The 14091-nt window shown below is 48.2% G+C and carries 12 protein-coding genes and 1 pseudogene; 2 read left to right on the top strand and 11 right to left on the bottom strand.

Going from position 1 to position 14091, the window contains the following annotated elements; translation table 11 throughout:
- Nucleotides 1-3: 3 nt before the first annotated feature.
- The 4 genes and pseudogenes from DFP97_RS00810 to DFP97_RS00795 form a co-directional block, all read right to left on the bottom strand.
- A complete protein-coding gene (locus tag DFP97_RS00810; protein WP_114378078.1) occupies nucleotides 4-1266 on the bottom strand; it encodes an FxLYD domain-containing protein in 1263 nt (420 codons plus the stop codon).
- Between the two features lie 507 nt (nucleotides 1267-1773).
- Nucleotides 1774-2658 carry a UTP--glucose-1-phosphate uridylyltransferase GalU gene (gene galU, locus DFP97_RS00805; protein WP_114378077.1) on the bottom strand — a complete coding sequence of 295 codons (885 nt, stop codon included), beginning with the start codon at nucleotides 2656-2658 and terminating at the stop codon, nucleotides 1774-1776.
- A 248-nt stretch (nucleotides 2659-2906) separates the two neighbouring features.
- Nucleotides 2907-3914, bottom strand: coding sequence for a histidine kinase dimerization/phospho-acceptor domain-containing protein (locus tag DFP97_RS00800; RefSeq protein ID WP_114378076.1), 1008 nt, complete (start codon nucleotides 3912-3914; stop codon nucleotides 2907-2909).
- Nucleotides 3911-4086 (bottom strand): annotated as a pseudogene (locus DFP97_RS00795) (winged helix-turn-helix domain-containing protein); the annotation flags it as partial. The gene DFP97_RS00800 and the pseudogene DFP97_RS00795, both read right to left, overlap by 4 nt.
- 153 nt (nucleotides 4087-4239) lie before the next feature.
- Here DFP97_RS00795 and trxB point away from each other — a divergent pair.
- A complete protein-coding gene (gene trxB / locus DFP97_RS00790) occupies nucleotides 4240-5181 on the top strand; it encodes a thioredoxin-disulfide reductase (protein ID WP_114378318.1) in 942 nt (313 codons plus the stop codon).
- Nucleotides 5182-5416: 235 nt separating this feature from the next.
- On the top strand, nucleotides 5417-7378 hold the full coding sequence (locus DFP97_RS00785; protein ID WP_114378075.1) for a glycoside hydrolase family 13 protein: 1962 nt from the start codon (nucleotides 5417-5419) through the stop codon (nucleotides 7376-7378).
- 88 nt (nucleotides 7379-7466) lie between these two features.
- On the opposite strand, the gene DFP97_RS00780 is transcribed toward DFP97_RS00785, so the two are convergent.
- The 7 genes from DFP97_RS00780 to DFP97_RS00750 form a co-directional block, all read right to left on the bottom strand.
- The gene (locus tag DFP97_RS00780) at nucleotides 7467-7814 is read right to left on the bottom strand and encodes a hypothetical protein (protein WP_114378074.1); all 348 of its coding nucleotides are present in this window, start codon (nucleotides 7812-7814) and stop codon (nucleotides 7467-7469) included.
- Between the two features lie 917 nt (nucleotides 7815-8731).
- Nucleotides 8732-9883 carry a GerAB/ArcD/ProY family transporter gene (locus tag DFP97_RS00775; RefSeq protein ID WP_114378073.1) on the bottom strand — a complete coding sequence of 384 codons (1152 nt, stop codon included), beginning with the start codon at nucleotides 9881-9883 and terminating at the stop codon, nucleotides 8732-8734.
- The gene (locus DFP97_RS00770; RefSeq protein ID WP_114378072.1) at nucleotides 9880-10125 is read right to left on the bottom strand and encodes a hypothetical protein; all 246 of its coding nucleotides are present in this window, start codon (nucleotides 10123-10125) and stop codon (nucleotides 9880-9882) included. Before DFP97_RS00770 ends, DFP97_RS00775 begins: the two co-directional genes overlap by 4 nt.
- 76 nt (nucleotides 10126-10201) lie before the next feature.
- A complete protein-coding gene (locus tag DFP97_RS00765) occupies nucleotides 10202-11356 on the bottom strand; it encodes a Ger(x)C family spore germination protein (RefSeq protein ID WP_114378071.1) in 1155 nt (384 codons plus the stop codon).
- A gap of 18 nt (nucleotides 11357-11374) precedes the next feature.
- The gene (locus DFP97_RS00760; RefSeq protein WP_114378317.1) at nucleotides 11375-12820 is read right to left on the bottom strand and encodes a spore germination protein; all 1446 of its coding nucleotides are present in this window, start codon (nucleotides 12818-12820) and stop codon (nucleotides 11375-11377) included.
- Between the two features lie 411 nt (nucleotides 12821-13231).
- A complete protein-coding gene (locus tag DFP97_RS00755; RefSeq protein WP_114378316.1) occupies nucleotides 13232-13618 on the bottom strand; it encodes a YkvA family protein in 387 nt (128 codons plus the stop codon).
- A gap of 155 nt (nucleotides 13619-13773) precedes the next feature.
- A complete protein-coding gene (locus DFP97_RS00750) occupies nucleotides 13774-13971 on the bottom strand; it encodes a hypothetical protein (protein WP_114378070.1) in 198 nt (65 codons plus the stop codon).
- Nucleotides 13972-14091: the final 120 nt, after the last annotated feature.

Genomic DNA, 14091 nt, shown 5'->3' with positions numbered 1-14091 from the left:
CCCTTAATCCAAGTACCACGTTGCATGATCAACGACTACATTCGTATTTTCAACATGAACGCCATAAACCGTTCCGGTAAAGCTCATCTTCTCACCCGGCTCAATGTAATTCGGGCTTGCCTCAGCCTTGCCCGAGCCTACTTCAAGCCCATTGGAGTCATAGACGGTATATTCAACCGTAACCGAATAAATCGGCCGTGTAGCTCCATTTTTCAGCTCAGCTTCTATCGTAAGGTCACCAAATTCATCAAGCGTCGTCTCTATATGAACGACCTCCACGGCTGCCGTCTGATTTTTCAAATCCTCTTCCGCCGCTTTTTGCATCGCCTGCTCCAGCCGCTGCTGCTCTGTTTTCTCATATTGCGCCTGTTCTTGGTTAATTCGCTTCTCCAGCGCGGTCAAACGTTCATCATCCTTGGCAAAAGCAAGCGCTCTGGCCGTCACGTCCAGCGCGTCCGTATAATTTCTTTGTTCCAGCAGCGCTTCTGCTTCCGAATAGCTTACGTCAACGATTTTCGCCACAAACTGTTCCCGGATAGCAGCCGCCTCTTCACCATCTAAATGATTCGCGACGTTAAGCTTTGCAGCAAGCTCATCCACCGTCTTCAGCTCTGCCAGCTCCTCCTTCAGCTTCATCACGCTATGCTTCAAACTGCACGCTTCCAGCTGCTCCTTCACCTTTGCATATACCGGCTCACTATGACCCTTCAGCCCATCCTTTACCTGCTCGAGCGTCTGCTCCGCTTCACTTAGCTTCTGCTCCTCGAGCTTCTTGCCTGCAGCCGCAACAGACTGCTCCAGCTCCGCAGCGTGCGCGACAATTGCCGCATCCGCCTGTATCGCAGCAAAACCCGGCCGGGCATCTGCCGCTTCCTTAAGCGTTGCCAGCGCTTCCGCATACTTGCCAGCGAGTGCTTCCGTCTTCGCTTGCGTTTGCAGCTTGATCACTTCATCATTTATTCCCGACTGATAAATATAGTAAGTAAATACCGAAGAAGCCGTAACGACAGCAAGCGCTATAGGCGTCAACCATGTCCATGCAGAACCTCCGCCGCTCTGCTTCCGGGACCCGTTTGGTACAATCGTTTCTCTATTTGAAGGTTCGGTCTCTATTGAAGTCTCTATTGATGCGGCTGTTTCCGATAGGCCGGCGGCCATCTCAGAGCCTATAGCAGCATCGGCATCCTCGTCTAGGAGCTGCCTGCCGCATTGACTGCAATATACGGCATCTGCAGTCTGCTTTTTCCCGCAATGATGGCAATACACTTCCGTTCATCTCCCAGTCACTCATTCTCTCTATACACAACTATCTATTCTATACGAAAAAGTAAATGATCTCCATTTAAAATTAGTGGGAAATGAAGAGGCAAACATCTTTTGTCCATAAATCAGGTATCGTCATGAAGTGAGGTGGGTTGGATCGGGTACAACGCCCAAAACAGATTTGAAATAAGGTACAGTTATGCACCTTATTCTCTACAATACGGCCGCCAGGGCAACATAAGGTGCAGTTTTGCACCTTAATCATGAATCGGCTAAGCTAGCGCTGTTTAATTCGATTTTATAATACTAATTTCGAATTTATGGCTGCAGCGACCTGATTTTTAAGTTGGCACAATTGACTTAATCCCTTCCTTTTCAGAACAAACCTCGAATGAGCAAATAAAGGAAGCTTGCGCGTAAAAGAGATACCTAAAACAAAAGAGCCGCCCAAAGGCGGCCCATCTAGCAATATGTGCTTATCGTACGTTTCCTTCAGCTGTTCATACGTGGTTATGAGTACGTTTCCTTCAGCCGTTCACTTAAATAGCGCCGGACATCATCGGCAAGATCTGACCGTTCAAGCGCAAAATCGATAGTTGCCTGCACAAAGCCGAGCTTGTCGCCGACATCATGCCTCCGCCCGTCAAAACGGTACGCCGATAACGCCGCAATACGATTCAGCTGCTGCAAGCTGTCGGTTAATTGAATCTCTCCGGCTTTACCAGGCCTAGCATGCTCGAGTAAATCGAAGATGACCGGATCGAGCACATAACGGCCTACAACCGCGTAATTAGAAGGCGCTTGCCCTGGAGCAGGCTTCTCTATAATATCACGCACTCGGGCAACCTTTTGGCCTGCTTCAATATCGACAATCCCATACTTATGTGTCTGATCCCAAGGCACTTCCATCACCGCGACAACGGAAGATTGCTGCTGCTCGTATACATCGATCATCTGGCGCAGACAGGGCGGATCGGATTTCAAAATATCATCGCCGAGCAATACCGCGAACGGCTCGTCAGCGATGAAGCGCCGGGCGCATAATACCGCATGCCCAAGCCCGAGCGGCTCCTTCTGTCGAACATAATAAATGTCCGCCAGCTGGGAGATTTCCCGGACCATCACCAGCATCTCCTCGTTGCCCCGCTCCTCAAGCTCTGCTTCCAATTCGGCTGATTTGTCAAAATGGTCTTCAATAGCCCGCTTATTGCGCCCGCTTACAATAATGATGCTTTCAATACCGGATTCCACGGCTTCTTCCACAATATATTGAATCGCCGGTTTATCGATGATCGGAAGCATTTCCTTCGGCTGCGCTTTCGTAGCTGGCAAAAATCGTGTGCCTAATCCCCCTGCGGGAATAATTGCTTTTCGTATCCGCTTTTCCATCCGCATAACGCTCCCTCAACATCAAATTAGCTATTTATAATTCCTACATCATAACCTTTTTGGCAAAATTATGCCAACCGAGATGAGTACGCTGCTATTGAATTTAGGCGGCAATTGCTGCTTATAGCTGAGGCGCCTGAAGCGGAAGCCGTACGATAAAGCTCGCTCCGGCGAGCTGGTCAGCGTTCGGTTCAAGCGCGAACCTGTCTTAGCTGATCCTCGTCTGCCGTAATAAACGTTTCCTCCATTAGCAGCTAAACCGTTTGCCTTTTGGTCAGCCAATGCGGCTCGCACGAGAGTACGACATCGCGCAACTGACGATCCAACCGGTACAGCTTAGGATGAAAAGGATGCTGCTGCGAGTCAAGCGACGCCAGATTGAGTAAATTTTCGCTTAAACGGGACAGCCTCGTGCTCTCTTGCTTAATAATGCTGACATAACGGTCCCGCTCGGCATTCGTCACCTCTTCGCTCCGCAGCGCTTCGGCGAAGCCTCCAATAGACGTAAGCGGCGACTGAATCTCATGCGACACGTTAGATACAAAATCCTGACGTATCATTTCAAGCCGGGACAAGCCAAGCGCCATCCGGTTCATGCTCTCGGCCTGCTCGCCCAGCTCATCGCCGCACCTTACCGGCAAGCGGACGGTAAAATCCCCTTCGGTCATCCGGGTCGCTGCATCCGTCATCATTTTGAGCGGTCTTACCAAATAACGGGCAGCTACTAATATAAGTATGCAGCCGACCACGAGCAGATTAACGAGAAGCGTGACTGCCGTCCATATAAAGTTGCTGTTTTGCGGGAAACGGTTAGGCTGGACGAATAACACCCAGTTCTCGTTTCCGAATTTCACGAGCCTGCCGACAGCAGGCGGCGATGCCGGTTCGCCTTCCTCCTGATCCAACAAGTCCAGCCTTACCCTGCCGCCACGAAAAACTCTGGTAAGCTGCTCGTATGTAAGGCTCTCCACCATCGTACCGCTTCGCTCGCCAACCTCCACAAGCCGATTCGAGCTGTTTACAGCTATAATTGACAGGCCTTGCAGCGACGACATTTCTTCCAAAAATTGCTTCATCGAGGTCGGCTCCGATACGGCATACATCTGTTCGATCCGGTCAATGGATTTATGAAGCTGGTCAGGCAGCTGTCCTCTGGCGTCCCGTTTGAACAGCTGATTCGTAAATAGAAAGGCTACTCCAATACTTATGAGCACAATAATAAGAAAAGTAGCTGTAATTCGTACGTACAAGCTGCGAATCATGCCAACTCCTCCAACCGGTAACCGAGTCCGCGAATCGTCACGATACGAAAATCGTAGGTCTCCTGGAAAAACGGTCGCGCAGCCTTTTAATATGCACATCGACCGTCCGCTCGTCACCCTCGTAATCCATTCCCCATATTTGCTCGATGAGCTGATCGCGCGAGAAGTCTTTTTGTTCCTTAATTCCGACCTATGAAGTCGTTGCTTTAAGGATATAACACCAACATGAACGTTACATGAACGATATTGACATAAAGGTTAGTTTATAATAATTTTAAAGTAGTATTTATTATCTCAATCACTTTCCGAATGGAGGATATATATGATATACAAAACGATTATTATCGGTACAGGACCTGCCGGCTTGACATCTGCTATTTACTTGGCCCGCGCGAACATGGAGCCGCTCGTCATCGAAGGGTGGCAGCCGGGCGGCCAGCTGACAACTACGACAGAGGTTGAGAACTTCCCCGGTTTTCCTGAAGGGATTTTGGGCAGCGAGCTCATGTCCAACATGCGTAAGCAAGCGCAGCGGTTCGGCGCGACCTTTAAAACCGGCTCTGTCAAAAGCGTGGACTTCAGCAAGCGTCCATACACGCTCAACGTTGAGGGCATCGGCGAGATGCAAGCGGAGTCGATCATTATCTCGACTGGCGCATCGGCCAAATATCTCGGCATACCGGGCGAGCAAGAAAATATCGGGCGCGGCGTAAGCACTTGCGCAACGTGCGACGGCTTTTTCTTCCGCGGCAAAAAGATTATCGTAGTCGGCGGCGGCGACTCCGCTATGGAGGAAGCGGTGTTCCTCACACGCTTCGCTTCCGAGGTTCGGCTTGTTCATCGCCGCGAGGATTTGCGCGCTTCGAAAATCATGCAGGACCGCGCTCGCGCCAACGACAAAATCGTTTGGAGCTTGAACCGTACACCGCTTGAAGTTACCGCTTCGGGCATGGGCTTGAAAGGGTTGAAAGTACGCAATAATGAAACGGGCGAGGAAGAGCTGCTCGAAGCCGACGGCGTATTCGTAACGATCGGTCACACGCCTAACACGGGCTTCCTTGGCGGCCAAATCGATACCGACGAGCAAGGCTACATTATTGTGAAGCCGGGAACATCGGAGACGAATATCCCAGGCGTATACGCATGCGGAGACGTTCAAGACCGCACCTACCGCCAGGCAATTACGGCGGCAGGCAGCGGCTGTATGGCAGCTCTCGATTGCGAACGTTTCTTGGAATCGCAAGCGCATGAATCGGTTCACGCCTAAACTTTTTTTCCAAACAGACTAGTACAAAACGTGCAAATTATGTATAATAATTTTGTTGAGAGATAAAATAAAAAGGCAATGCTACCGCAACCATTGTTCATCATATGCCTCGCGTGAGCGGCGCCTGAACATTTAATGGGAAAAGGTACAACCTCGGCTTTTATGAGCAGAGGTTGTACCTTTTTTCGCGTTTTCCTTGAGCTTTTCCACACCACCTTTAAGGAGCGATGGAAACATGTTATTAGAAGCGGTATATCACCGGCCGAAGCAAAACTGGGCATACGCCTATGATGGCAAGACGCTGCACATTCGGTTACGCACAAAAAAGGATGACGTCACTGCTGTCGAAGCGATCGTCGGAGATAAATACGCCTGGGATCAGACGGTTATGACCATCGGCATGCGAATCTTCTCCACCGACACGCTGTTCGACTACTGGGAAACCGCTGTTATCCCGCCGTTTCGCCGCCTTCGCTATGCGTTTCGCTTAACGGACGGCGATGAAACGATTTTGCTTACGGACAAGGGCTTCGAGCTTACTTTGCCGGACAATCCGAACTCATTTTTCGATTTCCCGTACATCAATCCGGTCGATGTGTTTGAACCGCCGGCTTGGGTGAAGGACGCTGTCTTCTATCAAATATTCCTGGAGCGGTTCGCGAACGGCGACCCGTCGCTCAATCCTAAGAACGTAGAACCTTGGGGCGGCGAGCCGACGCCTCAGAACTTTTTTGGCGGAGATCTGCAGGGCGTTATCGAACACTTGGATCACATTGCCGGGCTCGGCATCAATGCCGTCTATTTCACGCCTCTATTCGAGGCGACGACGAATCATAAGTATGACACGCAGGACTATATGAAGGTGGATCCGCATTTCGGCACGAACGAGAAGCTGAAGGAATTGGTTGACGCCTGTCATACGCGAGGTATCCGAGTATTGCTGGATGCGGTATTCAATCATTCCGGCAAAACATTTCCTCCGTTCGTTGATGCGCAAATTAACGGCCAACAATCGAAGTACGCGGATTGGTTCCATGTGCGGGAATGGCCGCTCCAAGTCATTGAAGGCGTTCCGACTTACGAGACCTTTGCTTTCGAACCGTTAATGCCGAAGCTTAATACCGAGCATCCTGAAGTGAAGCAATATTTACTGGAAGTCGCACGTTACTGGATCGAGGAAATCGGTATTGACGGCTGGCGGCTCGATGTCGCCAATGAGGTAGACCATCAATTTTGGCGCGAATTCCGGCATACGGTGAAGTCCGTAAATCCGGAAGCGTACATTTTGGGCGAAATATGGCATGACTCCATGATGTGGCTGCAGGGCGACCAATTCGACGCCGTCATGAATTATCCGTTCACGAATGCGGTGCTCGATTTCTTCGCACATCAAACGATTGACGCGAAGGCATTCACCGATGCGATCGGCGCGCAGCTTGCCGCATATCCGCAGCAGGTTACGGAGACGGCTTTCAATCTGCTGGACAGTCATGACACTCCGCGGTTGCTCACAATATGCGCCGATAACACCGATGCGATGAAGCTTTCGTCATTGTTCCAGCTGACCTACCCGGGAACCCCTTGTATATATTATGGCGATGAAGTAGGTATTAACGGCGGCGGCGATCCCGGCTGCCGCAAATGTATGGTTTGGGACCCGGCGGAGCAAAACCGTGAGCTGCTGCAGTTCTATACGGAGGCGATTGGACTTCGCCACCGCTATAGGGCGCTTCGCAGCGCGAATATTCGCTTCGTGCACGTCGGTGAAGCGGACGGCACTTTGGTGTATGAGCGCCGCGACGGCAATCAGCGCCTGCTCATCGCGCTGAATGCGCGCGGCGCAGCGGCTGACTTGCGCTTCACGGTTGAGGCGGCGCCGGCAGATAGCGGCGCTGAGCCGCACACAGTCGCTTTCACTGGCTTTGTAAGCAGTGCGGCAGCCAATGACGCTGAGATAGAAGCAGATGCCGGAGCGGCGAGTGACGCTTCGACATCGACAGCGGCGTCGAGCGCAGCTGCAAAGACCATCGCGGCGACAGCGACAGTAGAGGGTGGTGGCGTATCCACTTGGACGACGCTCCTCTCCAGCACAAGCACTCTTGCCGCCGGATCGACGTTTACAAGCCATGCCAACGGTGAGTTGAAAGTATCACTGCCAGCTTACGGCTATATCATTTTGCAGCAAGTAATTGCATAACGGCAATCGAGCGAGGCAGTCCATTTATCCGGGTTGCCTCGTTTTTGTGTATGAAGAAAGGAGCTGCCGCTGCAGTTCCTTAATGATGTCAGCCTGACATTTTCTCCAGAATACGCTCCCTGATTTCCTCCGGGTTCTCCATCTGGAACACGACCTTGCCGAACTCGTGGTCCTCCAATTCTAGGACGACGACATTTTTATGATTTTCGTAGGAAATGAAACACCAGCGGTCGCCGATCAGGAAGCGGCCCTCGCGGATGTCCGCAATCGATGTGCCGATCCTGATTTTCAACAAGGACACTTTAAAATCCTCGACAGCTACACTCCGGATCGAAGAATAAGGTACTTCGACATTCCTTTTCAAAGCGGCAGCGACGGTTAGACCCGTGAGGTGAAGAACAAGCTTTTCTCCGGTAAATTCAATCGTACGTGACATAGTGATTACCTCCATTTGTTTCACTGGATTCATTATGAAGATAAGACGTTCAGACCCTCCGTTTCGTTCATTCCGCCCGTAAAAAAATTTCGGAGACCGGAATTCGTCATGCCCATCGGACATAAAGAGCCTGTCTGCTATCCTCTTACTGATTCAGCAAGTGCAAACAGAGTCAACTTAGCATAGAAATCCTCCAGAATGAAACGTGAATCTACACCCCGATATACGCGTATTTTTCTGTTACCCGGTCTAGTTATGTAGCACATAGGAGCTATTTCCGGTGCCTATCCAGTCATAATCAAATGCTTGATCATCAAGCAGCAAAGAAACGGCTGGCGAATCACCCAGAACCCATATCTCGCCCTACGGCCATTCAGGCCGATGTCCGTTTTTCATATTATGATTAATGAGATTCTCATACAGATATTGTTCGGTAAAAAAAATAAACGCCTTACTTCGAAAACTTCTTACCTTCCCACGCTCTATAGAACTTTATATTCAAACAGTGTTCAAAGATACTTTGTCGGCCTCATCCTCTCTCTGCATGAAAAAAAAGGTTTTTCGGGGATTTCTTATAACGTTTTTGGTTTCCTGACGCTATCTTAGGGGAATCGCGTCTGCCTTTATCTGCTCTTCCTTTATATCCTTCTGGCAAACCGAGCGGTGATAGACGCGAAGCAGGAACACGGTGTTGAACGAAGGTACTTTGAATTATCCAAATTCATTCTATTTTTCTTCGATCTTATACTCCATCCATACATTCGGATCATCATATTCGCCATAGTCTGACAAGAAGACTCAAAACTTTGAATCAAGGAGTAGACTGCGTCTAAATCCTCCGCTTGCTTGTGTAAATTCGCCACTGCCTTTCTGTTTCAACATATGTTACCACATTACATGATCATGATTTGTACGTTTCATTTCACGCTGCCTCCTTCAGAGCCATTTCCTGAAGGAGCCTCTTCCTTTGTCGAATCTGCCAGAAGATCTTTAAAGAAGGCGACCGCAGCGACGATAAGAAGCGGAAGCACATAAACCGCTGCAACCCAGATCGGATGTACGACAAGCACCATTTCCTCCCATTCGTGCAGTGTTGCCGGTAAGGTTAGCGACAATAATAGAGCAGTTACACAAAGCGGATTCGTCAGTAAACGATCGTTGCGCAGCCCGAACAGTTCCGTTAGAATCAATTGAATAATATACAGCGTTATTGTCGCCTTCATAAGAGAACCCGCGAGCATGGCCATGCCCACAACGGCTTCGATCCTTTCAATAATGTCGCCGACTTCGACCATTTGTGCGAGCACAAAAACGGAGAACCTTTTTTCCGAAGCCATCGGTCCGAGTTCCATAATCGTACAAAGGGTTGAAATGATTAAAACAGCGCCGTTGATCACCATCGCCCAGACCATGGCCTTTTTGAGAGGTTTTGATTGTTTGGCCCGTGCGAAAGGCAGCACCATAGCGAACAAAACCACTTCTCCATAAGGAAATCCGAACGTCAAATAGGTTCCGAGCAGCATTGGCTTGATGCCTTCAGGAAAAACCGGACGTAAAAACTCCGGATGATATTGAGGAATCAACAGGACCAATACTAAAGCCCAAAATATCATGACGATTACGACTAATACGCTAAACATGCGAGCAATCGATTCTATACCTCCGCGCAGAAAAAATGCGGCAAGAAGGTAAAGCATCCCCATGAACACGTAATCCGGCGTTTCCGGCAGCATCATACTGGTCATAAAACCGGAAACGTCAATAATAATTCCGGATGCCATATGCAGCGCCATGGTCAACATGAAACAGGCAAGGATCACGGTGGGCCAACGTCCGATCGTCTTGCTGCTGTATCCGATAAAGGTTAACCCGGGATTCCGGCGATGCAAATAAAACATGATATTCAGCAGCACGATGCCGATGCCGAGCGAAATCAAAATCGACAACCATGCCGCGTTCAATGACATTGTAACAAGCGGCCCGGGTATGACAATCAAGGCCGAACCGGTTATATAAGCAAAATACAACGTCGCCATTTGCGTGGTGCTAATCGTTTCCTGATCCTTCATGTCGGTTCGACTCGCAAAAATTCGACGATCATCCTCGCCGGTTTGGTGAAAAGAAGATCGGCAAACGTATGTAAATCCGGCAATTCGGCTTTAAGGAGATAATCGGCGCTAAAATACAACGTAATGACCATGATCCCCAAATAGATGATCCTTCCGCGCAACGGGGAATTCCGCAATTTAATAACATCGGCGGAAAGCGCAAGGATGTACACGATCAGCAGAACAATTATTTTTTCCTGCATGTTGTTCCTCCTCAATGGTTGCTGTGAATTTTCTGCGAAATACCCCAGCACGAACAGAAACCGGACTTCGAATGCACTACTTGTCGGATAACGGTTTTCCTACAATACTCAACGTATTGCGAATGTCGAATTTGACCTTAACTTCAAACTTGGCAGTGGAGTAGCGATTATCCCAGTCTTTTTTCCATTTTTTCCATAACTTTGGATTACTTCGATAAATTTGATTGCCTAGTCCGATTAAATCGATCTTTTCTTTTTGTGTGAATCGAATCGTATCCTTAAGCCGTTCTTCCATTAGTTTCTGCACTTTTTTCTGGAATTTCACTTGGTCCTCGCGTTTTTCGAACTTCGTGCACTTTAACTCGCCAATATTTCCTGCAATATTAACGTCCACTTTCACTTTGAGTGGATCCATTTTCAGAATCGGTTTTAATTTCGTTTTAACCATTTGAATCTCTACCGCTTCAGTTGAATTTTTCGCATCTTTGCTTGTTTTCTCGCAGGGGATCTGCAAGACCCCCGATTTATATTGGTCTGAGAGCATGAGGACGTTTTCAGTTTGTTTACCCCTTAAAGTTCCGATCATTTTTCCTTTTTTAATCATTGCCATGCCGGCTAGTATCACTACATCCTTCTTTTTGGATGCTACCGGGAGGGCAATATTGGGGACCTGGCTTTTGAGGGCTTGAGATAACTCGAGCAGGTTAACGTCTGGTACTTTGCCAGTTCCCACGTTTCCAATTTCCTGCATCCGGTTTAGCTGTTGAGTGACCGTTTGTTCGATTAGAGGCTTAATCTTCAGAAACTCGCTTGCATCTCCTTCGGAGATCAGTACCTTCGTATTTAAGCGCGGCTCATGATCCCGATAAAAAAATTCAAGAAGAGAGATAAGGTCTTCCCGTTTGGCTGTTTTTTCATTGATAATGATGACCCGCATATGACTAAATTGGGCCCTTCGCCCGAGATGAAGCGTAATATCGCGGACGGCATCAAATATCGATTCGCTCCTGGTTTCAATATTGAAAAAGGAATTATCTTGTTTGCCTCCTTGGCCGCCGGCCATTTGTCCCGGCTTGTACAGCTGGACGCTAAACTTGATTGTACCCGGCTTGATTTGGTCAATCGCGACTCCCATGATAAACCCTTTTTCAGTCAATTCAACTCTATTCCAGCATCCGGTTTGTGTTATCGAAATAAGCAGAAGAACGAGAATCAGCTGAAGACATTTCATCAAGTTATCATTCTTTCTTCATTCGGAATTTTGTGGCGCCGGTCTGGAACTTTGTTTCCGGCGCGGAGAGCGGTCCGTGTATATGAGCGGTGCGCGAACGAAGACATCCAACAGCTGGCGCGGCCGGAGCGGCTGAATCGGACCCAGATATGGCTGGCCTAGCGAACGTAATGTCGTCATATGCCATAATATCGCCAAAAGTCCGAATACCAGTCCAAACCCTCCCAATGCGGCCGATAGCGCCATTAACGGAAACCTAAGAATGCGCAGGGCGACCGCCATGTTATAATTAGGGATGGAGAAAGAAGCGATTCCCGTCAACGATACGATAATGACCATAATCGGCGAAGTTAGTCCTGCATTGATGGCCGCTTCTCCGATGACGAGAGCTCCCACAATGCTTACGGCTGAACCTACGGGACGGGGGAGCCGAATCCCGGCTTCCCGAAGCAGTTCGAAGAAAAAATCCATGATAAGCGCTTCGACAAATGCCGGAAACGGAATCCCTTCACGCGAATCCAAAATGGCAAGCAGCAATACCGTAGGGAGCAATTCGGAATGAAATGTTGTCAAGGCTATGTAAATGCTGGGGAGCATCAAAGCCAGGAAAAAGGCGACGATGCGCAGCCACCGGATCAAAGTCGAATATACCGTTCGCTGATAATAATCTTCGCTCGAATGCAGAAGCTCCACAAACAGCCCCGGACAAATCAAGATTGATCCGGTCCCCTGTACCAAAACCAAAATTTTTCCATCAAGCAGTGCGGCAACCGCAACGTCCGGACGCTCAGTGAAACGGAATTGGGGGAATGGGGAATACATCGAGTCTTGAATTAACTCCTCTACATAAGATGTCTCCAAAATCTCCATATCTTGAACCTTGGCAAGGCGCCGTTTAAACTCTGCCAGCAGCTCCTGATCGACACTGCCTTCCAGATAACCATATACAATCTCCGTTCGAGTCTCGCCGCCGCCGCTCGTTATTTCCAGTTTAAAATTCGTGCTTTTTAATCGGTGACGAAGTAGACCGATGTTTTTTTTAATATTCTCTACCGTGCTCTCTCTTGGACCTTGAACAACAATTTCATTTACTGGCTCTGTGATCTGTCTCGTTTCCACGCCGGTTGCTTCGAATATAAGCACCTTGTCCCATCCGTCGTAGAATATGACCAAAAAACCATCCAAAATTTTATCCACAGCCGTCTCAAAATCGTTCACCAACCTCGCCGACTCGGCTGAAACACCCTTATCTTCGAAATGCTGAATGACGCTCTCCGTTGTCACTTCCGTCCCCGGTCCGACTTCATGCATGACCAGATCCTGAAGAACCGTCTTCATATAATTTATTTTCTTTCTCTGAATGATCGTGTCAAAATAGATCGATAACGCTTGTCTCGACATGTTCGGACCGAACTTCCAGGGTAAATACGTTACATCGGCACAATTGCGGAAAACCTCTTCCATACGAAGTCGGTTATCTTCGAGCTTCGTCGATATGGGCGTCTTGGACTTAGCACCTCCACCGATAGTCCCATCAGCAATCGTCCCTGGAGTGGTTTGAGTCGTGCCCTGGCTGCCGCTTACACCTGAGGACGTAGAATTAATTGGCAAATTAACACCTCCTGTTCACTATTATGGGCAAGCTTAGTATAATTTATTAGTGATTCATACTAGATGGAACAAAGCCTATTTTCCGTAGTCATCGAATATCGCCCTATTTCACTTTCCAAACGATTTGGTGATAGTATGGATCATTTTGTGAGCGTTTTATGGAGTTTTTCACATTAGCTATCACCCCATTGCTTCTCAAAAAACAAGTCTTTGTAAAATAAAACGAGCGGACTGCTGCGGCAGCCTGCTCGTTGTTGCTACTGTTCAGTTCATAAACATTTTATATAAGACAATGCTGCCCCATATCGCGCACAATACCCAAATTGCTATAAAAAGTGCTCCTGCAAGCCAGTTATTGGGCTTGCCGTTTTTCCTAATCTCATCCGCTTTAGCTCTACAATCGAGAAGAACGGGCGCAGGAATCATTTTCAACGCAAGCATTATTCCAATCGGGACTATGATTATATCGTCAAGATAACCCAGTATCGGGATAAAGTCTGGAATCAGGTCAATCGGGCTAAAAGCATACGCAACCACTAACATTGCAAAAACTTTCGCATACCAAGGGACTCTAGGATCTCTGTAAGAGAGGTAAAGTACGAATACGTTCTGCTTCATACTTCTTGCTTTATTCTTTAAGTTATCAAGCATGTTTGCTTTAGTCACATCCATACAGCTCCAATCCATGGTTTTGCCCCACTTCTGTCCCTCAATATTATACTATTAATGCGGTAATTAATTGACTTCCTTAAGCAAAAGAAAACTGCCGGCTCGTATTGAGTCGACAGTCCCCTTTCTCATAACTATTATAATGACTTAGTTTTAAGGTTCTTTTGTATTTGATTAATTTGTTTCTGCATCTGCTCAATTTGCATTTGCATTTGCTGCTTTTCGCGCAGTTGTTCTTGTTGTTCCTTTTGTGACTGAATTTGAGCCATCTGATCTTGCTCAAGTGCAAGAGCTTGCCCCGCAGCAGTTATGATATCCCCCGCCGTGACAAGCAACTGCCCAAGGAACTGTAATAGATCCGGTAAATTATCAGCATTAGCATTCTCAGCAGCTATATTAACTTTACCTTTTCCACTTTTTACCCCTTTTCCAAGGTAATCACTGTTGAATCCGAT

The sequence above is a fragment of the Paenibacillus prosopidis genome (assembly GCF_003337375.1).
Taxonomy (GTDB): Bacteria; Bacillota; Bacilli; order Paenibacillales; family Paenibacillaceae; genus Pristimantibacillus; species Pristimantibacillus prosopidis.
The sequence above is the reverse complement of the archived record's forward strand: the minus strand, read 5'-3'. Positions and strand labels throughout refer to the sequence as shown.